Consider the following 19,364-nt stretch of genomic DNA (forward strand, 5'->3'; position numbering starts at 1 on the left):
CTGGATGGCTCCGTGATCGGCCGCAATATGCAGCGGCACCGGCATCAGGAGTTCATCCGTTTCCTGAACGCCATCGAAGCCGAGATGCCCGCGGACAAGGCCATCCACGTCATTCTCGACAATTACGCGACCCACAAGCAGCCCAAGGTCCGTGCCTGGTTGGCCAGACATCCGCGCTGGACCTTTCACTTTGTTCCGACGTCCTGCTCGTGGCTCAATGCCGTCGAGGGCTTCTTCGCCAAGCTCACGAGACGCCGCCTGAAGAACGGCGTCTTTCATTCCGTCGTCGATCTACAGGCTGCCATCAATCGCTTCATCAAGGAACATAACCAGGACCCGCGCCCCTTCGTCTGGAAGGCCGATCCAAACGAAATTATCGCCTCTGTGAGGCGCGGGCACCAAGTGTTGGAATCAATCCACTAGATGCGCGCAGGGTAAGTCCGAGCACGCCACGCGGCGCGACTTCGAGGTCCAGTTCCACTATCCCTCCTCTGCTCGCGCGATCGCCCGCGCAAGCCGCCGATCTTGTCTTCAAAAATGATGACGCGCCCAGCTGCGCACGCGGCACCTATCTGTGCCGCCGTATCCTGCTCGTGGGTAAAGACGCGCGCGTTGCCGCAGATCGTCATGTTCACCCAGATTTTTTGAAACTGAGCCATTTTGTTACAAATCAACTAATGAGACCTGTGCGCGGGTGGGCGTAGACAGGCGCGTCAATTGCTGATTCTATGGGCTTTCCAAGGAGGAGAGCGGCCGTGGCGCAGCGTTCAATTGGTCAGGAGCGGTTTGGATTTTCAGGGTCGGAGCGCACGACGTCATCGCTGGACGCGCTTGTATCGCTGATTGATTGGCATGCGGTCGTGGTTCTTCTCGATCCGCTTTATCCCGCCTCCAAAGGTGAGCCCGCCTGGCCGCCCCTAGCAATGTTCAAAGCGCTCCTCTTGTCGATCTGGTACGATCTTTCCGATGTAAAGCTGGCTGAGGCCCTGGACGACCGGGCCTCTTTTCGCCGCTTCTGTGGGTTTTCCGCTAATGAGGCGACGCCAGAGCGTACCGCGTTTGTCAGGTTCCGTCGGCTGCTGGTCGCGCACCAACTGGACCGATCGCTGTTTGGAACCGTGACCATGCAGCTCAAGGCCAAGGCTGTGACGGTCAAGACCGGTACACTGGTGGATGCCACCATCATTGCCTCCGCCAGTGAAGACGATGATGACGCGCGCTGGGTGAAGCACAAAAGAAAACGGGCTGTCCACGGCTTCAAGGCCCACGTGGGCGCCGATGCCGATACCGCCTTGGTCGAGGAAGTATCGATCACATCGGCAAATATCAATGACGGCAAAGCAGGCCCCGATGCCTTGCCCGATAATCCTGGTGAGGTTTTTGCCGACAGCGCCTATCGCGGCAATCATTTTTGTGATGCCGTGCTGGCCAAGGGCGGCATTCCCCGGATCGTCGCGACTGGCATGTGGGGCCGCGACGAAGCTGAAACGCTCCGCAAGCTCCATGAATGGAACCAACCGATCCATCGCGTGCGCGCCCGCATTGAGAAGATCTTCGGTACATGAAGCGATGCTACGGCCTGCGCCGAATGCGATGGCGAGGTCTCGCCAAAGCCGCCGTCCAAGTCCACCTCACCGCCATCGCCTACAACCTCAAGCGCACGATGAATATCCTCTCCGTTCCAGCATAATATCCCCTCCGACTGCAAAGCGCAGGCCGGATCGATAAATCATCGAATATCGGCGCGATTACATAGCTCTACGCCCACCCGCGCACAGGTCTCATAAGGGATAAACTGGTAGGTTGCTACCGGTACGGAGGTTCTATTCGGAATGCTCGAAGGAATCGAACCGGTGTCACACATATTAGCGGGGGAAGACGGCGGCGAATCGCATACGTCTGCATCCGCTTGAGCAGGATTGTAGAGGAATAGGTAGCAGGGGTTATTTTTCTTTTCCGAAAGGATCAGGTCCAAAGCGCGCAATAAGCCTAATCCCTACATTATGAATATAAAGATTTTTCCTCCATGTAACCCGGCTGTGATAGCGACCAATCGCTGTCCAGTAATTTCGCACGCCCTGCAATTCAGTCAGAAATATCCAGCGTGCGGTGTACACATTGAAGCAGGCCTCATGTTGGAGCCGATGCCATATCTCAGATTCCGATCGGTGAACCAACGCCGAAATTCGCGGCACCCACCAACTGTTGATCTGCAAGGGACCCAAATCATAGCTGCCGTCAACGTTCCTGATCTTGGCTCCAATCCACCCTGCTTCCTGATCTCGAAGCCCCCAGAGCGTCTTTTCCAACCAGCCCTTTCCATTCGATGCAAGCCGAATACACCGTGCCACCTCGACATCCCCAGCAAGCTGCGTTGCCTTAGCGGGAGTTATATGCACGATTGACATGCTTATGACGATCATTGCTGCCGTCAGCAGGCCCCAAAGATTGCTCATCGATCCTGCCCCCTCGTATGATGGGGGCCCTGATTATGGGTCGGTTCCGGCGTAGGCCGATCACGCTCGATGAATGAACGCAAAAATGACTCAATCTGCTCGGTGACCGATCGCGCTCTACCTGCCAGCTTTTCAGGCAAACTCAACCCTTCCGCGCGCGACCTGGGGTTTGCCGAACCCAAATGTTCTCGCCTCTCCCACCGCTGCAGTTCCTGCTCGATGCGTTGACGGCGTAGTGTTTCCCCATGTCGCCCCAAGAAATTACGCCGTCTATCTCGATCAAGGCGGCCAAGACCTTCCAGGGACGACGTCTTTTCACCAGAGTTCCGCTCCAATTTCTTCGCTAATTTCTCCCTGTCTTCCGTCCAGAGCTTCACACCGAAGCGCGATCGGGTAATCGCCGTGTAGAAATTCTGACCATTGACGAGACTTGACCCAATCGGAGCCAAAATATATGCCCGCGCATAGGTCTTGGACTGAGACGAATACACGGTCTCGGCATAGCCATGGTCCCAAGTCTTGTGTATCGACAAGTCTACGGTCTGGATTCTAGCCTCCCGATCCCACCTGATCGTCGCAAACGATCCATCGAGCTTTTCGACCGTGCCCCGCTCGGCATTTTTCAGATCAAGTTCCTTGTTGGCCAGTCGCCACTGAACACGATCCCCTGCCGCCAGATCACGTTCGCCCTGCTCGAATACATTGACCTGCCGGGGTCGCGTCGAACGTGGGCCCCACCGGATAACCCGCCCCTGCTCATCAACCAGGCGTACGATTTGCCGACCATTCTCATTGCGGCCAAGTCCTGCCACGCGATATTCCGCGTCCCGGACGATACCGATCTCGGCAATGGCGCGCCCAAATTTCACGACCTGCCCACCCGAATAAAACCGCGCGAACCGCTTCTCTTCATCGGTCATCCCCGCCGGTGACAAAATCTGGAGACGGCTCTCCTCGACCGCGATGCCCCCCTCCTTCTGGAGCGCTTCCCGTATCTGGGCGTTGACAGCCAGGCGAGTTGCATTTTCAAGCACGAGAATGTTCGTGCCAGCGCGATGCTCCGGTTTGAGCCGGGTCCACTCCCTCACCATGTCCTTGGCAAGCTCATCCACGCTCTCCCCACTTACGACCTTATCGAGCGCAGCGAGCGAAGCAGAATAGTCGGCCTCCCGCGCGCGCGTGACCGCCGCCTTCATTGACTTGGTTTCCTGCCGTACCGACTCCTTGAGTTCCGCGGTCGGTAATCCCAGTCGTTGCAGCAACCAGAAGGCTTTGCCCTGCTCGATGGCGCCGGTCTGGTGATCGTCACCCAGGAGGAGAAGGCGGGCACCGGTTTTCCGGCTGATCTCCAGCACACGGGAAGCTTGCCGATTGCCGAGCTGCCCGGCCTCATCCAGCACCAGCACATGACGGTCAGTGATACCATGCCCGCCCCCGGCAAGCAGGCTGGCAACGGTCCGGGACTCGATGCCGGCATCCTGCCCGAGCTTCAAGGTCGCCGACGAGGTCGGGGCGGTCGCGATGAGGATGGTCCCTGGCTCCGCAGCCTCTTTGAGCGTCTTGACCAGCGTTGATTTCCCCGAACCGGCCACCCCATGGATGCCATTCACCCGGTCGCGGGAGGTCGCGACAGCCACCAGCGCCTGTTCCTGGGCAGGCGTCAAGCCTGCCTTTTCGAGAGCGACCAGCAGCCGGTCCGCAGACGCGATGGGCCGAGCATCGTTCAGCGCAAGCGCAAGATGCTGGGTCAATGCCAGCTCAAGACGGGCGGTTTTTCTCGTCGTGCGCCCCCGGGTCAGTATCCGGTCGCCCGTTTGCTCGTGCGTTGCCAGGAGCTTGCGCCGTGCCTCATGGGCTTCGATCATCGGGCGGACGTCAGACAAGCGCACTTCCCCAACATGGGAAGCGAGGCCGAGACGGAATATGCGTCCCAGATTGTTCACCGCTTCGCGCGATTCCGCCTGTCGCATGCCGAACAGGGCGGCCCGGCCGACGTCAGCGGTCTGTGGAACGATCTCCCTGCTGTCCTTTCGGCTCAATAGGTCAAGACCTTCGTGATACCGTTCCGATCGTTGCTGCCATTGCTCCCGCAGCGCCTCGATACCGACCTTCTGCTTGGGAGGTCGGGTCGCATAGAAGGAGGCCTGGCGTCCGGCCTGCCCGGTCAGCCCCTGTTCCTGCGCATGGGCATCGATCTGTTCGGCACGTCTGGAAAATGCCTTTACCAGAACCTGCGGGACATCCCTGATTTCAAAAAGGCCGGTGCGCGGGTCATGCTCGATTTCATAACCCAGCCCCCGAAGGCCATGGGCCAGATCGTTGCGATACACCTGTCCCGCCGTCATTTGCTCCGCAAACATGGCGCGGGTTTCCAAGCTTGCCATTTGCGCCTCGCCATCCCTGCCGGTGATATTCATGACAACCACATGGGTGTGAAGATGGGGATCGAGTTCCCGGCTGGCATGTTCCGTGAAGCGAGCAAAGATCAGCCGTCCGGTCGTCTCATGGACGATCTCGCCTGCAACCCGGCGCCGCAGGGCGGCATGTTCCTCCAGATAGTCCAACGCGGTCCCGACCGCCTTTTCATGGACAGCCAGTATCCGCCCGTCTCCCGCAACCAGCGCCATGATGGAAACCGACTTGGGCGCGTTGACCGCGAAATCCCAGCCGGGATGATGCTCGATCTCCCCATCCTTGCGGTGCCTTCCAAGCTGCTGCTCTCCAACCCGGCCAGACAATGTTTGCTCGAATATCTTGGGATCGACCTTTCCTTCCAGACCAAGGTCGCGGGCTATGGCTCCTCCCCATTCGGAATGCTCGTCGGGGCCCTTTTTGTAATAATCGCCGAGCGCATAATAGCGCGCGACGTTATCGGGTTTGCCATGCAGGCGGACGGGATTGATCATGCCGGCCTCGCCTGTTCACGGGGACCATCGGCACGGCCATGCTGGACGAGGTTCGACTGGATGCTGCCCTGGCGTGCCGCCAACAAGGTCCAGGCGTCACGCGGCGGGATCGGCAATTCACCCTCCTCCGCGCCGAGGATCGCATCAACCTGCTTAGCCTCGTTCTCGGCCGCGGGCGACCCACCCTCACTCGGTCTCGGTGCGGTGGCGGGAGAAACCACTGGCCCCTTCCCTTCCTCAGCGGGAGGACGCAAATCATCACCCTGCTCCCTTTCGCGTTCGAGCGCCTCGCGCACACGCGCTTCGGCCTTGGCCAGTTTTACCAATTCGTCCGCCTTGCTGAGCCGCTCCGGCGGCCCCACACGTTCAACAAAGGCAGGTTCTTCAGAGGAAACATCATTGAACCGATCTGCGAATTTCACGACTGGAAGATTGCGCCCGAACCGGAGGAAGCCGGAGAGGTTGGGAAGGTTCGTGACCTCCGTGTGCATCACAAGCGGCCGAGTCACCTGTATCCGGGAGAGATTGACGCCGTCCCGCATGTCGTTGACTCCGTAGCTCATGCCTTCATTTGCTTCGACCTGCTCGACCTGACCCAGATTTTCCGAAACATGCTTGGCGGTCGGGGTATCATTGGCGCGCAGCGCCACCCAGGTCGAACAGTAACCTGTGATGGCGGCGGCATCCTGGATGCCATATGTTGCCTCAAGCTGCGGATAGCTTTGAAATCCTAATATGCCGCAGCCGCCATATTTGCGCGCGCGGGCAAGGAAGTCGCTCAAGGAGGGCAGTTTCTGGAGCGTCGGAAGTTCGTCGATGACGCAATAGAGACGCCGGTCCCGATCCGGCATGAGACTCATGATGGCGCTGATGGCGATGTCGAGCCAGACCGTGATCAGGGGACGCAGCGAGGGGAGCTGGTCCGCTTTTACGGTGATGAACAGCCAGCTCCCCGGCTTCCCTTTTTCCACCCAGTCGCGGATGGAGAAGCCGTCCTCCGTGTCATCGAGATAGGAGAAGCTGCGCATGACCGAGGCCAGTTCCGCCTGGATGCCGGCCGATGTCCGGTCTCCCTCCATGCTCAGGAAGGCTGCGGCATCGGTGCCCGCCGCAAACGCCACAAGATCCTTGAGCTTGGACCGGAGCAGCCGATCAAGGAGCAGCGAGACGAAGGTGTGCTTCTGCCGGGCAAGCTTGCGCAAAACCGCGACCAGCGTTCCTCTCGCCGCCTTCGCCCAGAAGGGATCACCGCCCTTGTCCGGGATCGTGGACTCGGCGATCTGGTCATAATGATAGTCGCGCGGGACATCGACCCAGGGGGACCATCGCGCGGTCCGCTGGTCGAGAGGATTGAGCAGCGTGTCATATTGCGGCCGATAGAATTTCTCGACGAAGGTGCCCGCCGTATCATAGACGATCGCCCGTCGACCCGATGCGCGAATGCCCTCCAGCATCGTAACAATAAGGTTGGTCTTGCCGGTGCCGGGCGCCCCGCAGAGGAGAATATGCTCGGGTTCGAAAGCCTCCGGCACCGGAACGCCTCCGATCGTCAGCGGCCCCTTCTTCTGCCAGAGAAGCGCCCGCTTCAACTGTCTGACGGTGCCAAAGCGGGCGCCGCGCAGGAACTGATTGGAACCAAGGCCGCGTCCCGTGCGGGTGAAATAGAACCAGGCCCACAGCAGCATCGCGAGGGCGAAGACACCCGACAAGGCAGCCCCGTGCAAAAGATAGCCCTCGAAGGCCGCGAGGGTCTTGTGGGCAAGCCTGGAGTCGAGCAGCGCCTTGGGCGATGTCCAATATTGCTGGCCCGTCGGTGTCCTGAACAGGATCGGCGTGACATTGCCAGGAACCGCATCTCCCATGACAGTCGCCTGCCCGATCTTCACCAGCACGAAGCGCTCATAGTCGGAGGATTTTTCGAGCGCATACCAGATGATGCCGCCGATCCAGATCACGAGACCGGCAAGGCAAGTCTGGTAGAAGACCTGGGTGGTCATGCGGACATTGTGAACGATGGCCTGCCCACCCCTCGTCCAACTGCCAAGCGTATCATTGCGAAAGATGCTCATGAGCGTCCCTCCTCGGCAAGCAGACCCCGCTCATCGAGCAGTTGGCGGGCATAGCCCTGCCCTTTTTCGAGGGCCTGCGGCGATCGTTCGCCAACCGCGGACACGAGGATCGCGAAGGTCTGGATTGCCACCGCGAGGATCTCGTCCTTCGACGAGTAAATATAGGTCCGATCCGGATCGGCGGCCCGGGACAGGACCGATCGGATGAAGGCCGACAGGCTGAGATCGGCCCCATGGGCGCGACGCGACAGGCGCCGATGGAGGGCGTCGTCGAGACGAAAAGTAACCGTGACCATGCAGAAGCTCCGATGACGCGAAGCCCCTGCCGGGGAGAAGAAGCACGGCTTTTATAGTTGAAATAACCCGATTTTTCAACGCCTAAACGATGCGGCATTCGCAATGTCAGGTGGCGGCAAAGGAATACAGGTAATACCGCATGATTTCAGCATTTTATCAACTGGCAGCGGTAGTTCGGTCATACCCGTATTACATTTAGCAGTGGGGCGGGTAATACAGGTACGACGACCGCAAAGCCGCAGAAATGCTGGAAAAATGCCGCGCAGCACCCGTGCGTGGGGTGCATTACAAACGGCCAGCGGCCGTGCGTCCTTTCTTCGCAGCGCGCTTGTCCGCTGCGTTGCCTCGTGCCGGAAGGCGCGGGGCTCCCCCGCAGGGGGTCTTGTTCTTCCCGGCGGCACGCCGGGCCGCAATTCTTTGGTCGCCTGGGCGCGAGACCTGGATTGCAATCATGATGGTCTCCATCGATAAGAGAGGTTGGCGGGCAGACCATCCGATGAGGACAATGATCATGCCCAAATTGACTGACCGGGAACGGCTTGCCGACCTTGAAGCGCGACAGAAGAAGATCGCGCAGGATATCCTCGACACCCGCCGCGCCTTGCGCGGCAAATATGCCGCGATGCTCGCGGATATGGAGATTGAGCGCCTTTCGGAACGGGAGTGCCGCGACATCCTTGCCCATGCGATCCGGGCGGGTGGCACAGCCTCGATCGCTGCCCTGAAATCCCTCCCCGCGGCACATAGCGCCGACCCCGACAAGCGCCCATAGGGCGTCCCTGCGACGAGCACGGCGGAGCCGCGCGCAGGAGGCCGGGGGCGCCCACCGGGCGCCATCGCATCGTTCCGCGACGGACCCACCTGCGGGTCCCTGAGCGGGACGACACTTCCCATATGACAAATGAAAAAGAGGACCGGCCGGATGGACCGACCGGTCCCCCTCAACCGTCCTTAGACGGCTTCGTGACGCCCGCGATACTGCGCTTCGATGCGTTGATCCGCAAGCCGGAAGAAGTGCGCCGGCACACCCTGCGCCCGCACCATCCGGGCGAGATGGGATTGCAGCCCGGAGCCTTCGCAAACCACAGCTTCCACCGGACGCAGCGCCAGCAATTGCTCGTTACGGGCAAATCCGGCGCGTTGCCCGAGCTTGCGGTTGAGGGTGAAAGCGATAAGCGGCGTTCCGGTGCGTGCTGCCCAGGATGCGGCAATGACGTCGCACCCCTTGTCCTGCGCGGTCGTCGCCAGCACCATGGTCGGCACCCGCGCGCGGATGGCATCGAGGGTTTGCGTGATCTGGCCATGATCCTGCCAGACCTGCCCCCCGGAGAAGATCACCACCGGCCCCCTGGGCGCGTGACTCTCCATTCGACACTCCCGGCGCGCCGCCAGGAAGTCGCTGGCGGCTACCACCGAGGCGGTACGCTTGGCCGACACCAGGGACCCGCGCGGCGAGGACCAGGGCTTTCCGGTTTCGGCGAGATAGGTGCCCGCGGCATGGTCGCGCATGCACGCCACGGCCTCGCGGGCTTCGTCGAGCGACTGGCAGATGCTTTGCGCCTCTTCCAGTTCGGTCATCAACACCTCGCTGCCGTCGGCATCCCGAATGAGATCCTTGACCTTGAGGGCGGCCTTGTCGGCTTCCCCCTCCAGTTGCCCGGCGACCTTGTGAAAGCTGTGCACGATCCCCCATGCCAGTCGCCCGGCCAGGCTTTCCAGGCGGGTGTCGCGCAGCACGTCGAAGAGCGTGCCGACCAGCAATTCGGTGGCCTGTTGGACCTGCCATGCGTCGGGCATCGCCGCATCGCACACCTCCTCGGCATGACCCATCCGGAAACCGTCCACCGTCTCGACAAAGGCGTCGGCAAAGCGGTCGGAGACCTGCCCGGTTTCGAGCGCGAGCAGGTCGGCAATTTCGGGGAAAGAGCGGACGGTGCGGAAAATCCTGGTCATGAAAACCTCCTCTGCAAGTTTGAGATTTTCTCCCCGGCACGGGCTCCGAGTACCGGGGTCAAGGATCGGGCGCAGCCCGACCGCGTCAGCGGCGGTGGGGGTCACGATTTTTTCTGGCGGCCACTGTGCGGGATGGAAGCGCGCACGTCGGACCCGCCGGAAAAAATGGTGGGGCCCCGCCGTCCTTGAGGCCGGTGCTGACCCCGTGCCACAATCAGAAGAGTTGAGAGAAGAGAGGAGGCTCCCGGACCGGGGGCTCGATGCCCCCGGGCCGGGAATGGGTGCCTCCGGGCGGAACCTCAATAGACCCGACACAGGCTCGATGCCTAGTCTTCGTCAACTCTTGGGGGTCGCGCCGTGGTCGTCATCGGGCGGAAAATAGGCGGCGTAGGGATCGCCATCATGCAGGTGACCAAAGGGGGTCATGATGAAATCACCCCGCTCCCTTCCCACAGCGCAGATCACGTAGCGTGGTTCACCGCTGGTGGTGTCGGTGCATTCGAGCAGGGCAAGATTTCCATCCGCTGCGGCGCGCAGCAGCGTCTCGAAATTGCGGCGATGAGGCTTCGGAATGGCCATGAACAGCTCCCGTAAAAATGGGGACGGTCGCTCCCGCGCCGTCCCCTGGATGATGTCTCGTCAGGGCTGCAATCAGCTGCGCCGGTTGCGCCAACTGGCCTTGGGACGTCCGACGGTTGCGGCGGCGGCCTGGTCCGCCTTGCGGAAGGCATGGATCGGAACGCTCGCCTTGCGCAGCGCCTGATAGAGATTGGCCTGAATGCCGGACCCTTCCCCCAGCACGGCTTCCACCGGTTGCAACTCGACCATCTTGCGGTTGCGGGCGAAGGGCGCTTTGCGCCCCGCCCCCGGCAGGGTGTAGGCGACAAGGGGAACCTGGCGGTCCCCCGCCCATGCCGCGACGATGGCGTCGAACCCCTTGCGCTGGGCGGTGGTCACCAGCGTCATATGCGGGATGCGCTCGAGGATTAGGTCGAGACGTTCCCAGATCGGTTGCCAGTCGTGCCAGTCGGCATGGCCCGACGCGACCACGATCGGTCCCGCTGGCAGATAGCGCTCGCGCGCGGCAAGATCACGGGCCCGCAGATAGTCCTGCACGGCGACCTGGGTTGCACTCGATGCCTGCAGCGCGCGGGCCGGACGACTCTTGCTGCCCTTCGAAGGAGACCAGGGCCAGCCGGACTGGGCGCGATACATTTCGGCGGCATAGTCGCGCATGCATTCGATCGCCTCGCGCTGTTCGGTGGTGGACTGGCAGAGAAGCTGCTTTTCCTCCAGTTGCTGGTTGTAGACTTCGGAAAGGTCCGGCCGGTTCGCCAGATCGCGCAGTTCATCGGCAAGTGCATCCTCGCGCCGTTCCAGCTTATTGGCCACGAAGTGGAAGGAATTGACGAAGCCCCAGGCAATCTCCGCCGCCAGCGGTTCAAGCCGGGTGTCGGTGAGGAGGTCGAAAATGGCCGCGATCACCGCCCCGCATTCGGCCTGCGCGGCGAGCGGTTCGGGCATGTCGTGGTCGCCCGGTTCCTCCCCCGGTTCGATGATGGTGAGGGGGATGGGATCACCGAAGGCGCGCTGGAAATCGGGGCTGGCGGTGATCGCGGCATAGAGGCTCTTCAGGTCAGCGAGGCTGTCGACGCTGCGGGGATGAATGTCCGTCATGGGATCTCTCCTCATGGGATGAGGGCAAAGGAAAAGGGCTGGAGAAGCGATGCTCCTCCAGCCCCATTGCGACGATGATGAGGACCTTAGAAGGCAACCTCGTCATCGAAATCGGCACCGGCGCCGACGAGTTGGCCGCCCGGTTCCGCGGTGCTTGCGCCAAAGCCGCCTTCGCCGCCCCGTTCATAGTCGGTGTCGCCACCGCCCATGCTGTCGTAATTGGCCGCACCAAAGCCGGAGCCGCCAAAGTCGGACCGGAGCGTATCGCGCCGCCAGGCGATGGAGTAACCACCCGTCTCAATCGGGAACAGGGCGATCGCCAGCGGTTCGGGAAGGCTCGGGTCGTCGATATTGCCGGCGAGGAAGACCTCCCCGGACTTCTTGGCGACGGCTTCCCAAAGCGCCCCCACCTGCACCCAGCGCCGCGCGACATTGAGGGCGATGACTTCATAGGCGGGTGACCTGGGGTTCATGCTCTCGACCTTGCGCAGGCCGATCCGGGGGAGATCGATCGTCCGGGTGGCGATGCGGCCTTCGAGGCGACCATTGATTTCACGAACTTCACCGATGTTCATTGACTTGACCTTTCATTCTGTCGCTCGAAACCCATTTTCGGCGACAAAAATCTCAAATCCCTCTCTTCTCTGATCCCGGCAGCGCGGCTGGGCGCGCCCGTCGCCGCATCGGCACTACCTCTCCAGGCCACGCTCCCCATTCGCGCGCATGTGTCGCCCACTGACAGCCGCGCGACGTCTTCCCCCCACACGCCACCGCGGCAGGGATGAAAGCCCGCCAGGGCCGAGACCCGCGCAGCCGGGCTCGGGGCGCAGCCCGTCAGCCCGGCGCCCGCGTCATGCGCGGGGCGGTCGCCCAGCCCCAAACCCCACACCGTTCCACCCTTGACGCCCTGCCCCATCTGGCGACAGACAGATTCCATGGCTTCTTCCAAAACCCTCAACCAGGCCAATCTCGAGGCGCTGGGCGCCAATCGGCTGGCCCAATTGCTGCTGGAGCTTGTGGCAGGGGATGCCCAAGCGAAACGGCGCCTGCGGCTGGAGCTTGCCAGCGCAAGCGGCAGCGGCGATGTGGCCGGAGAGGTCGCCAAGCGCCTCGCCACCATCGCCAAGGCGAAAGCCTTTGTCGACTGGAACAAGGTGAAGCCCCTCGCCCAGGATATCGAGGCACAGCGGCGCGCGATCCTGGAGCATGTCGCGCCGACCGATCCGGCGACGGCGCTGGATCTGCTGTGGAAGCTGATCGCGCTCGCGCGCCCAGTGCTCAGCCGGTGCGACGACAGCCATGGGACGCTGGGCACCGTGTTTGCAACGGCGCTCTCCGATCTTGGCTCGCTCGCCGCTGCTGCCCGCCTGCCCACTGACCGGCTTGTCGACCGGGTGTTCGACAGCGTCTGCGACAATGACCATGGCCAATTCGACGGCCTCGTCGCCCTGATGACGGAGCCGCTTGGCGAAGCAGGACTGAAAGCCCTCAGGCACAAGTTCGAGGCCATGGCGCGCGAAGGACCGCAGCGGCCACCCCAGGCCGAACGGCGCGTCATCGGCTATGGCTCAGGCGGCGTTTTCTACGAGGACGAGATGGAAGCCCGGCGCCATGAGCGGCTTGTCCGCCAGGCGCTGGTCGACATTGCCGATGCGCTGGGTGATGTCGATGCCTTCATCGCGCAATATCCAGTCGATCAGCGCCATAATCCCGCGATTGCCGCTGCCATTGCCGAGCGCCTGCTGGCTGCGGGCCGCGCGGCGGAGGCCATGACCGTGCTCGGCGCGGCCGAAGCAATACGGCGTCGGGGTGGCCATTGGCCGGACTGGGACCGGGTGCGGATCGCGGCGTTCGATGCGCTGGGCCACGCGGACGAGGCCCAGGCGGCTCGCTGGGAGCGGTTCGCCACCGCGCTCGACGCTGAATATCTCCGTGCTTATTTGAAACGCCTGCCCGACTTTGACGATCTGGAAGCAGAGAAGCGGGCGCTGGCCCATGTCCGCGCCTTTCCATCGCTCCCGCACGCTTTGCATTTCCTGCTCGCCTGGCCAGCTATCGACAGCGCTGCGACAATGCTGCTCGCCCGCGCCGACGAACTGGATGGCGGCCCCTATGAAATCCTCACGCCTGCGGCCGAGGCGCTGGAATCGCGTCATCCCCTGGCCGCAACGCTGGCGCTTCGCGCCATGATCGATTTCGCGCTCGAAAAGGCCCGGGTCAAACGTTATCCGCATGCCGCACGCCACCTGCAAAGTTGCGCGCATCTCGCGCGGCGCATCGATGATTATGGCGGCCATCCCGACCATGATGCCTATGTAACGGCGCTCAAGGCCAAGCACGGCCGCAAGCGCGGCTTTTGGGACGGCTAGTCTGATGAAAGGATGGCGCCGATGTCGCGTGCGCCATGCAGAATGCGCTCAATGCGGATGACCGAAACCAGAACGCTGTAGAATATGACATAGCTGCCATGAGGCCTGGATCGAAGCCGGCGCGAATCTCGGAAAGGGCGACGCCGGATTGGGAGAAGTCGACGATCTTCGTCAAGCCGCTTCGAGTTCATCAAGGAAAGTGACGTCCCGAACGAGATTTTGCAGGGAGAACGCTGCCCATCGAGATGAAAAATCGCCTGAACGGATATAAGCTAGATCGCCAGCAGAGCGCGGATTTTTCCCTGAACTTCCAGCAGCGCCGCTTGCGATACTGTTCCTTTTTTTGTCGCCTTCCGTGCCATCCAGTCAACGCTTTTGAGCTGATCTGCCAATACAGCGCTGGGTGGGTTCTGGCTGATTAACACCTCAAAGGGATAGCCTTTGATCTTGCTCGTCATAGGACAACAAATCATCATCCCGCGCACGCGATTATAGGCCGCCGGTGACAGGACAAGGGCGGGTCGATGACCGGCCTGCTCATGTCCAGCCTGGGGATCAAAGTTTAGCCAGACGATATCGCCCATATTGGGGATATATTTCGCCATTACCAAACCTCATTGCCGACAGGCGGACCGAAATCGACGTCTTCGGGAAAGTTTTCAGGCTTCATCCCCGCCAGCAACCCCTCAAGGGTGAAGGCAGGCGCGGTGATCGGCTCGATGATGACCCGGCCCTCTTCTTCCCTGACATCCACCTCCTGATCGATATGCAGCGCAGCAGCGGCCATGATCGAGGTAGGAATCCTGACCGAAGCACTGTTGCCCCACTTTTTCACTTGCACACGCATGACCATCTCCAATGTATCGACATTGATGATACATTATCATAGCGCGAATCCGTGTCAACATTGTATCGACTTTTGTTGCGTGGGGTGTGCACAAGCTGCGGTGCCGATGCCGTCGGCATCCGATGCGGATTTGCCGGATCCGACCAGTCGATATTTTCGATCACCCAGTCGGGCACGAAATCCCAATCAAAGCAGAGCAGATAGGTTCCGCTGACTTCCTGCCAGGCTTTCTCGACGGCGCTCGTCCAATCCACGACGATAAGGCGCAATGCAGCGGTCCCGACGGTCTCAAAGCTGCGCGCAATCGCCGCGGCCAAAAGCCTTGCAGCCGGATCGCCGCCGGCCTGGTCCCGCAAAGCAAGCACGGCTTCCCAGAGGCACGCCGCGGTTTCGAGACTGACCTCTTCACTCTGGTTCATATGCCGATCCTTTCTTGTGAAGCTCAGGCCGCGTTTTGGGCGTCGCCCTGGTAAAGTCCGAGATCGCACGCCATCAGCGCATCGAGAGCCAGCTCGAGCCGATCAAATGCATCTGCGAGGTCCATAATCGGAACGCAATGGCAGGCATCGCCCGCCTCATGATCGCCGTGATAATGGATCGGCAGCATATCGGCGGTCATTTCGGGAAAAACCGCCCGGACAACCAGCGTCTCGACCCGCCGGGCCACAAGACCGATGCGGCAGGCCAGAGAGGACCGCTCAGGTTCCCGGCATGGCGAAATAGCGATCGGGCGCGATCAGCGGTGCGATGCGTACACATTGAGGCCGGCCCGCTATATGAGGACCAAGGACCGAGGGCAGCATCGCCTGTCGGTCAGTTGAGAGTGCCGCCCATGGCACCAGCGCACGATATTGGAATAGGAACGCCGCGCCCGGAAGCCGGACGCGGGTAACGATCATGTCCATGATGGACCTCCGATGAAAGAGAGGATCGCGCCACGAAGTCCTGACGAGGACGGATCGATCAGATTATCGCCGATCGCCGGCCAATGGCGCCGTTGTGGTCTTGCGCGTCAAATATTATTCTCGGCGCATGCCAGACTCGGCGCCGATGGCAATCCCGCCCGAGCCGGCCATGCTCCAGGATTTCAACCACCCTTTGGATCGACGCAGATCGGGGAGGCTTTATGCGCGAACTTGACGAAGAGGAACGTGAGATACTCCGCATGCTGGACAGTGGCATCTCCACCCCGGACCTGATCACGATTGTCCGTGATCTGGGCGATGTACTGCGGCAGCAAGGCTATGTGATCCAGGCCAATGTGGCCGAGCTTGCCGCCGACCGCTTGATCCATCTCGATGCTCGCCTGAAGGCGTTGTTGGCAGGACCAGCCGATTACCAGTCATGAACGGGCAGTTCCGCGAGCACTGGGCCATCGCAATCGAAATGCAGCAGGCCTATGCCCCGGCTGCGGGCCAGGCGGACCGCGTCCAGAAGATCCTTGGGAAGCAAACATTCCCGCATGGGATCAAACTGCCTCGTCGCGACAAACCAGCCACGCGCGTTCCGGGCAACGGTGATCGGCGCCTCATGCGCGTGACCGTTGGTCCAACTGTCAAGCACCGCTGCGGTCGCCATGGAGAGATGAGAGGTGGCAAGGACGCAGTACCGCCCGATGTCCGCCCCTGGCAGCGCTGGAAGTTCGCCATTCGGACTTCGCAGCTCTGGATGGGTTCCGGTTGAGGATGGAGAAGCTGACAATAAGGATGCCAGCCCGCGTGAGGAACAGGACATGGGAAATGCTCCGGATTTGAAGAATCTAACAAGAGTGCGAACTGAAGATGGACCGATCCCGGGGTGATCGATCCATCCTTCTCAGGCCTGCCTGGCAATAGCGCGGCGCCGCAAATCAGGGATCAGCGGGTTATCATAAACGCTCATCCCTGAGCGTTCGAGCGCATGCTGTTCGGCGCGATACCAGTTCGGCGCGTCGATCGTGTAGAGTTCCATCCCATATTGCTCGTCACCGCTCAGGAACTGGACTTCGACAAGGAAGGTCTGGATTTGAGGGGAAGCGCCCATGACGGGATCCTTTCGCAAGAGTGATTGCGGCCCCGGCGGGCGCCGGGGCCGAAGGGGATCGAAAAAGCGGATTGACGTCAGGCGCTCAGTGCGCCTTTTCGAGGAGCCTGCGCCCCTTGACCTCGACGTCGAGGCGATTGTCCTGATGGGATTTCGTCCGCGCATGGGCGGTGATGCCCTGGACGAAATCGAAGAGACTGGCGGGCGGGTGGCCTTCCTCGGCCAGCACCGTCGAAATGATCTTGCCGGTTTCAGCCTTCGAAAAACCCTGCTTGCGCAGGAAAGTCTCGCGATCCTCGTCGGTGCGCGCCACGATCCGCTCGCGCGCGGTGCGAATGCCATCGATAAAGCTTCGGGCTGAGGAATCCGCGAAATTTTCAAGCGCCGGCGCGGCTTCAAGGGCGAAGCGATTGGCGGCGAATTTGGAGTGGCGGATCGAGATTTCCTCGAAATTCTCCACGCCCCACAGGTTCCTGTTCATGCACACCGCGCGGAGGTAGAAGGTCGCCATGCCAAGGGTTTTGGAACCAACCTCCGAGTTCCAGCAATAGAAGCCCCTGAAGAAGAGATCAGGATCGCCATTGGCAAGCCGACCCGCTTCAATCGGGTGTGTGTCATCGACCAGGAACAGGAAGACGTCGCGATCAGATGCATAGAGCGTCGTCGTGTCGCGGGTCACATCGACATAGGGGTTGTAATGCATGTTTCCCCAGTCAAGCACGCCCGGCACTTTCCAGCGCGTGTCGCCAACGCCATTGCCTGCGATCTTCATGACCGCGGAAACCAGTTCATGATCCCAGATTCGGCCATAATCCGGCCCGGTAACAGCCCGCAGTTCCGTGCGCCCTTCTTCTGTCTGGAGCAGCTTCACCTGTTCACCGCGATGGGCGAGCAGGCCATGCTGGAGATTGATGCCAGCCAGAGCCGCCGGCAGCGAGCGGAGATAGGAAGCCGGCGCACCGACCAGGCTTGACAGCTGACCGAAGGACCAGTTGGTGGGCGCAACAGGACGGTCGTCGCCGGGAACAAACAGGCTGAGACGCTCGGGATCTTCGGACCGTGCTTCGACCCGGACCGCCCTGCTTTCGACGATCCGGGTCGAAGCACGGTCGGCGCGGGCGCGGACACTGTCATAAAGATCGGTCAGCGAGAGAAACTTCTCATCGTCGGGACGCGAATACCATTCGGAGGACACGCGGCCGATATTGCGGCCGCGCGAGATGTCGACGCGATAGGCGCCGCCAACAGGCGACTCATCATCGTGCGGGATGAGACTGGACATGGGATGATCTCCTCATTCGGGCTGGACATCGGGCGCATCGACACCCGGTCCATATCCACTCCGCCCCCTTCCCTCCCGTTCCTGCCTCGCTGCCCGGTCTTACAGACCATCCAAGCGCGAATATTCGCGTCATATCCTCATCGAAAAACGGCCCCGGTTCAGGCACGCAATACAGGATCGATCAGCGCATCCTCTGCAAAGGCGGTAGACCAGACAATGGCGTCAACACAGTTCCTCCCGCGAGCGATGACTTCATTCTCTGGGAAGATGGCAATGCTGCCATCGACATCCTGGATGAGACAGAAGATCTCGCCGCTTTCGCGGGCACGGACCATCGCCCACTGCTGCATCTGGTAAATGATCATGACGAAGTGCTCCCGGTAGCGGATGGGGCATGAAGTTCTGTATCCGGGGTTGTTTGATCGTGCGATTTGGCGCGATCAAACATGGCGACCATTGACTCAGCCCGTCGTCTTTCCTTTGACTCCGCGAACTGAACGGAGCATGGCTTTACCGTTTCGCAACTGACCCGAGTCCAGGGTCACTTCCTTCTCAATATCCCAGGAAATATCCTCATGGCTGACACCGAACAGACCGACACCACGACTTTGGCCGTTCAGTTGCTGAGCGCCTATGTCGCCAATAACAGGGTCGAGAGCTCTGACCTTGCCGCCCTCATCCAGTCGACGCGCGCAGCGCTGGTCGACGAGCCTACCGCTACGGAAGCGGCACCCGTCGAATATGTTCCCGCAGTCAGCATTCGCAAGAGCCTCGCGTCGAAGGACCATCTGATCAGCCTCATTGACGGCAAGCCCTACAAGACGTTGAAGCGTCACCTGGCCGCAAACGGGCTTACACCAGAGGAATATCGCGCACGCTATGGTCTGCCCAAGGCCTATCCCATGGTAGCGCCCGCCTATGCGGACATGCGCCGCGACGTCGCCCAGCGCAACGGTCTTGGTCAGCGGCCCGCCGCAGCTAGGGCAGCGGAAGCCGCACCGGCGGCAAAGACAGTGACACCAACTTCGAAGCCCGCTTCCGGGAAAAAGGCCAGCGCAAAGGCTGCCGCTGCGCCGGCCAAGGCCGCAGTAGCTTCTGAAACGGCCGGGACGCCGGCTGCGACAGCAGTCACCGACAATGGAGTGACGAAGTCGACGCCGAAGGCAGCAGCCGCTTCCAGCAAGCCTTCCGTCAAGGCGTCGAAGCCCAAGGCGGAAGCGAAGCCTGCCAAGACGGCCACGGCTGAAAAGGCAGCGAAGCCAAATGCGAAGGCAAGCCCGGCCACCGCGAAAACTGGCAAGAAGCCGGTAGCGGCAAAGGCGACGCCTGATGCCAAGGCGGCACTTACGGCCGCGCGCAAGAAGCTTGGTATCAAGATTTCCTCGGCTGAACCGACATCGCCGGCAACGGGCGAAGCGGCGGCTCCCGCAACCGAAACCGCATGAGAGCGAATGCCGCCTTCGGCTGTTTCAACAGGGCGAAGGCG

At 61.3% G+C, this 19,364-nt stretch carries 25 protein-coding genes; 7 read left to right on the forward strand and 18 right to left on the reverse strand.

The genetic code is table 11. The features are described 5' to 3' along the window. The 3 genes from ACFC3J_RS07455 to ACFC3J_RS07465 all read left to right on the forward strand — a co-directional run. Positions 1-423: IS630 family transposase (locus tag ACFC3J_RS07455; RefSeq protein WP_375195562.1), on the forward strand; the 423-nt coding region annotated here is incomplete at its 5' end. 332 nt (positions 424-755) lie between these two features. Beyond that, the gene (locus ACFC3J_RS07460; protein ID WP_375195563.1) at positions 756-1,565 is read left to right on the forward strand and encodes an IS5 family transposase; all 810 of its coding nucleotides are present in this window, start codon (positions 756-758) and stop codon (positions 1,563-1,565) included. A gap of 23 nt (positions 1,566-1,588) precedes the next feature. Next, the gene (locus ACFC3J_RS07465; protein ID WP_375195609.1) at positions 1,589-1,690 is read left to right on the forward strand and encodes a hypothetical protein; all 102 of its coding nucleotides are present in this window, start codon (positions 1,589-1,591) and stop codon (positions 1,688-1,690) included. Positions 1,691-1,943: 253 nt separating this feature from the next. Here ACFC3J_RS07465 and ACFC3J_RS07470 read toward each other — a convergent pair whose 3' ends face one another. Genes ACFC3J_RS07470 through ACFC3J_RS07485 form a run of 4 tightly spaced genes read right to left on the reverse strand, consistent with a single transcriptional unit; the run spans position 1,944 to position 7,727 of the window. Further along, complete coding sequence (locus ACFC3J_RS07470) at positions 1,944-2,456, reverse strand: lytic transglycosylase domain-containing protein (protein ID WP_375195564.1); 513 nt, start codon at positions 2,454-2,456, stop codon at positions 1,944-1,946. Then, complete coding sequence (gene mobF, locus ACFC3J_RS07475; RefSeq protein ID WP_375195565.1) at positions 2,453-5,362, reverse strand: MobF family relaxase; 2,910 nt, start codon at positions 5,360-5,362, stop codon at positions 2,453-2,455. The genes ACFC3J_RS07470 and mobF overlap by 4 nt, the downstream gene beginning before the upstream one ends. Beyond that, a complete protein-coding gene (locus ACFC3J_RS07480) occupies positions 5,359-7,431 on the reverse strand; it encodes a type IV secretion system DNA-binding domain-containing protein (RefSeq protein ID WP_375195566.1) in 2,073 nt (690 codons plus the stop codon). The genes mobF and ACFC3J_RS07480 overlap by 4 nt, the downstream gene beginning before the upstream one ends. After that, positions 7,428-7,727 carry a CopG family transcriptional regulator gene (locus ACFC3J_RS07485; RefSeq protein WP_375195567.1) on the reverse strand — a complete coding sequence of 100 codons (300 nt, stop codon included), beginning with the start codon at positions 7,725-7,727 and terminating at the stop codon, positions 7,428-7,430. Before ACFC3J_RS07485 ends, ACFC3J_RS07480 begins: the two co-directional genes overlap by 4 nt. 512 nt (positions 7,728-8,239) lie before the next feature. On the opposite strand from ACFC3J_RS07485, the gene ACFC3J_RS07490 reads away from it, so the two are divergent. After that, the gene (locus tag ACFC3J_RS07490; RefSeq protein WP_375195568.1) at positions 8,240-8,500 is read left to right on the forward strand and encodes a hypothetical protein; all 261 of its coding nucleotides are present in this window, start codon (positions 8,240-8,242) and stop codon (positions 8,498-8,500) included. A 179-nt stretch (positions 8,501-8,679) separates the two neighbouring features. Here the strand turns inward: ACFC3J_RS07490 and ACFC3J_RS07495 are convergent, their stop codons facing one another. From ACFC3J_RS07495 to ACFC3J_RS07510, 4 genes are all read right to left on the reverse strand, one after another. Beyond that, positions 8,680-9,681, reverse strand: coding sequence for a DUF2493 domain-containing protein (locus tag ACFC3J_RS07495; RefSeq protein ID WP_375195569.1), 1,002 nt, complete (start codon positions 9,679-9,681; stop codon positions 8,680-8,682). Positions 9,682-10,017: 336 nt separating this feature from the next. Continuing rightward, a complete protein-coding gene (locus ACFC3J_RS07500; RefSeq protein ID WP_375195570.1) occupies positions 10,018-10,260 on the reverse strand; it encodes a DUF6117 family protein in 243 nt (80 codons plus the stop codon). 72 nt (positions 10,261-10,332) lie between these two features. Then, complete coding sequence (locus tag ACFC3J_RS07505; RefSeq protein WP_375195571.1) at positions 10,333-11,358, reverse strand: DUF2493 domain-containing protein; 1,026 nt, start codon at positions 11,356-11,358, stop codon at positions 10,333-10,335. Between the two features lie 86 nt (positions 11,359-11,444). Then, positions 11,445-11,933, reverse strand: a complete 489-nt coding sequence (locus tag ACFC3J_RS07510) for a DUF736 domain-containing protein (RefSeq protein WP_375195572.1) — start codon at positions 11,931-11,933, stop codon at positions 11,445-11,447. A gap of 360 nt (positions 11,934-12,293) precedes the next feature. Here ACFC3J_RS07510 and ACFC3J_RS07515 point away from each other — a divergent pair, with 360 nt between their 5' ends. Further along, positions 12,294-13,727 carry a DUF6880 family protein gene (locus ACFC3J_RS07515; protein WP_375195573.1) on the forward strand — a complete coding sequence of 478 codons (1,434 nt, stop codon included), beginning with the start codon at positions 12,294-12,296 and terminating at the stop codon, positions 13,725-13,727. Here ACFC3J_RS07515 and ACFC3J_RS07520 read toward each other — a convergent pair. The 6 genes from ACFC3J_RS07520 to ACFC3J_RS07545 all read right to left on the reverse strand — a co-directional run bounded on the left by ACFC3J_RS07520 (position 13,724) and on the right by ACFC3J_RS07545 (position 15,479). Next, positions 13,724-13,918, reverse strand: coding sequence for a type II toxin-antitoxin system RelE/ParE family toxin (locus tag ACFC3J_RS07520; protein WP_375195574.1), 195 nt, complete (start codon positions 13,916-13,918; stop codon positions 13,724-13,726). The genes ACFC3J_RS07515 and ACFC3J_RS07520 overlap by 4 nt on opposite strands. Before the next feature lie 81 nt (positions 13,919-13,999). Beyond that, positions 14,000-14,332 carry an endoribonuclease MazF gene (gene mazF / locus ACFC3J_RS07525; RefSeq protein WP_100239424.1) on the reverse strand — a complete coding sequence of 111 codons (333 nt, stop codon included), beginning with the start codon at positions 14,330-14,332 and terminating at the stop codon, positions 14,000-14,002. Beyond that, positions 14,332-14,574, reverse strand: a complete 243-nt coding sequence (locus ACFC3J_RS07530) for an AbrB/MazE/SpoVT family DNA-binding domain-containing protein (RefSeq protein WP_375195575.1) — start codon at positions 14,572-14,574, stop codon at positions 14,332-14,334. Before ACFC3J_RS07530 ends, mazF begins: the two co-directional genes overlap by 1 nt. After that, the gene (locus ACFC3J_RS07535) at positions 14,559-14,993 is read right to left on the reverse strand and encodes a hypothetical protein (RefSeq protein WP_375195576.1); all 435 of its coding nucleotides are present in this window, start codon (positions 14,991-14,993) and stop codon (positions 14,559-14,561) included. The genes ACFC3J_RS07530 and ACFC3J_RS07535 overlap by 16 nt, the downstream gene beginning before the upstream one ends. 23 nt (positions 14,994-15,016) lie before the next feature. Then, complete coding sequence (locus ACFC3J_RS07540; RefSeq protein WP_375195577.1) at positions 15,017-15,193, reverse strand: hypothetical protein; 177 nt, start codon at positions 15,191-15,193, stop codon at positions 15,017-15,019. A gap of 79 nt (positions 15,194-15,272) precedes the next feature. Continuing rightward, positions 15,273-15,479 carry a hypothetical protein gene (locus tag ACFC3J_RS07545; protein WP_375195578.1) on the reverse strand — a complete coding sequence of 69 codons (207 nt, stop codon included), beginning with the start codon at positions 15,477-15,479 and terminating at the stop codon, positions 15,273-15,275. A 221-nt stretch (positions 15,480-15,700) separates the two neighbouring features. Here ACFC3J_RS07545 and ACFC3J_RS07550 point away from each other — a divergent pair, with 221 nt between their 5' ends. Then, positions 15,701-15,922, forward strand: a complete 222-nt coding sequence (locus ACFC3J_RS07550) for a hypothetical protein (protein WP_100239426.1) — start codon at positions 15,701-15,703, stop codon at positions 15,920-15,922. Here ACFC3J_RS07550 and ACFC3J_RS07555 read toward each other — a convergent pair. From ACFC3J_RS07555 to ACFC3J_RS07570, 4 genes are all read right to left on the reverse strand, one after another. Continuing rightward, positions 15,910-16,152, reverse strand: a complete 243-nt coding sequence (locus tag ACFC3J_RS07555; protein ID WP_100239427.1) for a hypothetical protein — start codon at positions 16,150-16,152, stop codon at positions 15,910-15,912. The genes ACFC3J_RS07550 and ACFC3J_RS07555 overlap by 13 nt on opposite strands. Positions 16,153-16,389: 237 nt before the next feature. Beyond that, positions 16,390-16,596, reverse strand: coding sequence for a hypothetical protein (locus ACFC3J_RS07560; protein WP_100239428.1), 207 nt, complete (start codon positions 16,594-16,596; stop codon positions 16,390-16,392). A gap of 85 nt (positions 16,597-16,681) precedes the next feature. Next, a complete protein-coding gene (locus ACFC3J_RS07565; RefSeq protein ID WP_375195579.1) occupies positions 16,682-17,878 on the reverse strand; it encodes a DUF932 domain-containing protein in 1,197 nt (398 codons plus the stop codon). Positions 17,879-18,036: 158 nt separating this feature from the next. Continuing rightward, entirely contained in the window at positions 18,037-18,243 is a 207-nt protein-coding gene (locus tag ACFC3J_RS07570; RefSeq protein WP_100239430.1) for a hypothetical protein, read from the reverse strand. A 210-nt stretch (positions 18,244-18,453) separates the two neighbouring features. Here ACFC3J_RS07570 and ACFC3J_RS07575 point away from each other — a divergent pair, with 210 nt between their 5' ends. Beyond that, on the forward strand, positions 18,454-19,323 hold the full coding sequence (locus ACFC3J_RS07575; RefSeq protein ID WP_375195580.1) for a MucR family transcriptional regulator: 870 nt from the start codon (positions 18,454-18,456) through the stop codon (positions 19,321-19,323). Positions 19,324-19,364 lie beyond the last annotated feature (41 nt).

The organism is Sphingobium sp. (assembly GCF_041987595.1).
In the GTDB taxonomy this organism is placed as follows: domain Bacteria; phylum Pseudomonadota; class Alphaproteobacteria; order Sphingomonadales; family Sphingomonadaceae; genus Sphingobium.

Coding starts and splice junctions, on each gene's coding strand:
- ACFC3J_RS07465 (WP_375195609.1), top strand. CDS start 1,589: ATGCGATGGCGAGGTCTCGCCAAAGCCGCCGTCCAAGTCCACCTCACC.
- ACFC3J_RS07470 (WP_375195564.1), bottom strand. CDS start 2,456: ATGAGCAATCTTTGGGGCCTGCTGACGGCAGCAATGATCGTCATAAGC.
- mobF (WP_375195565.1), bottom strand. CDS start 5,362: ATGATCAATCCCGTCCGCCTGCATGGCAAACCCGATAACGTCGCGCGC.
- ACFC3J_RS07480 (WP_375195566.1), bottom strand. CDS start 7,431: ATGAGCATCTTTCGCAATGATACGCTTGGCAGTTGGACGAGGGGTGGG.
- ACFC3J_RS07485 (WP_375195567.1), bottom strand. CDS start 7,727: ATGGTCACGGTTACTTTTCGTCTCGACGACGCCCTCCATCGGCGCCTG.
- ACFC3J_RS07490 (WP_375195568.1), top strand. CDS start 8,240: ATGCCCAAATTGACTGACCGGGAACGGCTTGCCGACCTTGAAGCGCGA.
- ACFC3J_RS07495 (WP_375195569.1), bottom strand. CDS start 9,681: ATGACCAGGATTTTCCGCACCGTCCGCTCTTTCCCCGAAATTGCCGAC.
- ACFC3J_RS07500 (WP_375195570.1), bottom strand. CDS start 10,260: ATGGCCATTCCGAAGCCTCATCGCCGCAATTTCGAGACGCTGCTGCGC.
- ACFC3J_RS07505 (WP_375195571.1), bottom strand. CDS start 11,358: ATGACGGACATTCATCCCCGCAGCGTCGACAGCCTCGCTGACCTGAAG.
- ACFC3J_RS07510 (WP_375195572.1), bottom strand. CDS start 11,933: ATGAACATCGGTGAAGTTCGTGAAATCAATGGTCGCCTCGAAGGCCGC.
- ACFC3J_RS07515 (WP_375195573.1), top strand. CDS start 12,294: ATGGCTTCTTCCAAAACCCTCAACCAGGCCAATCTCGAGGCGCTGGGC.
- ACFC3J_RS07520 (WP_375195574.1), bottom strand. CDS start 13,918: ATGAACTCGAAGCGGCTTGACGAAGATCGTCGACTTCTCCCAATCCGG.
- mazF (WP_100239424.1), bottom strand. CDS start 14,332: ATGGCGAAATATATCCCCAATATGGGCGATATCGTCTGGCTAAACTTT.
- ACFC3J_RS07530 (WP_375195575.1), bottom strand. CDS start 14,574: ATGCGTGTGCAAGTGAAAAAGTGGGGCAACAGTGCTTCGGTCAGGATT.
- ACFC3J_RS07535 (WP_375195576.1), bottom strand. CDS start 14,993: ATGAACCAGAGTGAAGAGGTCAGTCTCGAAACCGCGGCGTGCCTCTGG.
- ACFC3J_RS07540 (WP_375195577.1), bottom strand. CDS start 15,193: ATGACCGCCGATATGCTGCCGATCCATTATCACGGCGATCATGAGGCG.
- ACFC3J_RS07545 (WP_375195578.1), bottom strand. CDS start 15,479: ATGGACATGATCGTTACCCGCGTCCGGCTTCCGGGCGCGGCGTTCCTA.
- ACFC3J_RS07550 (WP_100239426.1), top strand. CDS start 15,701: ATGCGCGAACTTGACGAAGAGGAACGTGAGATACTCCGCATGCTGGAC.
- ACFC3J_RS07555 (WP_100239427.1), bottom strand. CDS start 16,152: ATGGCGACCGCAGCGGTGCTTGACAGTTGGACCAACGGTCACGCGCAT.
- ACFC3J_RS07560 (WP_100239428.1), bottom strand. CDS start 16,596: ATGGGCGCTTCCCCTCAAATCCAGACCTTCCTTGTCGAAGTCCAGTTC.
- ACFC3J_RS07565 (WP_375195579.1), bottom strand. CDS start 17,878: ATGTCCAGTCTCATCCCGCACGATGATGAGTCGCCTGTTGGCGGCGCC.
- ACFC3J_RS07570 (WP_100239430.1), bottom strand. CDS start 18,243: ATGATCATTTACCAGATGCAGCAGTGGGCGATGGTCCGTGCCCGCGAA.
- ACFC3J_RS07575 (WP_375195580.1), top strand. CDS start 18,454: ATGGCTGACACCGAACAGACCGACACCACGACTTTGGCCGTTCAGTTG.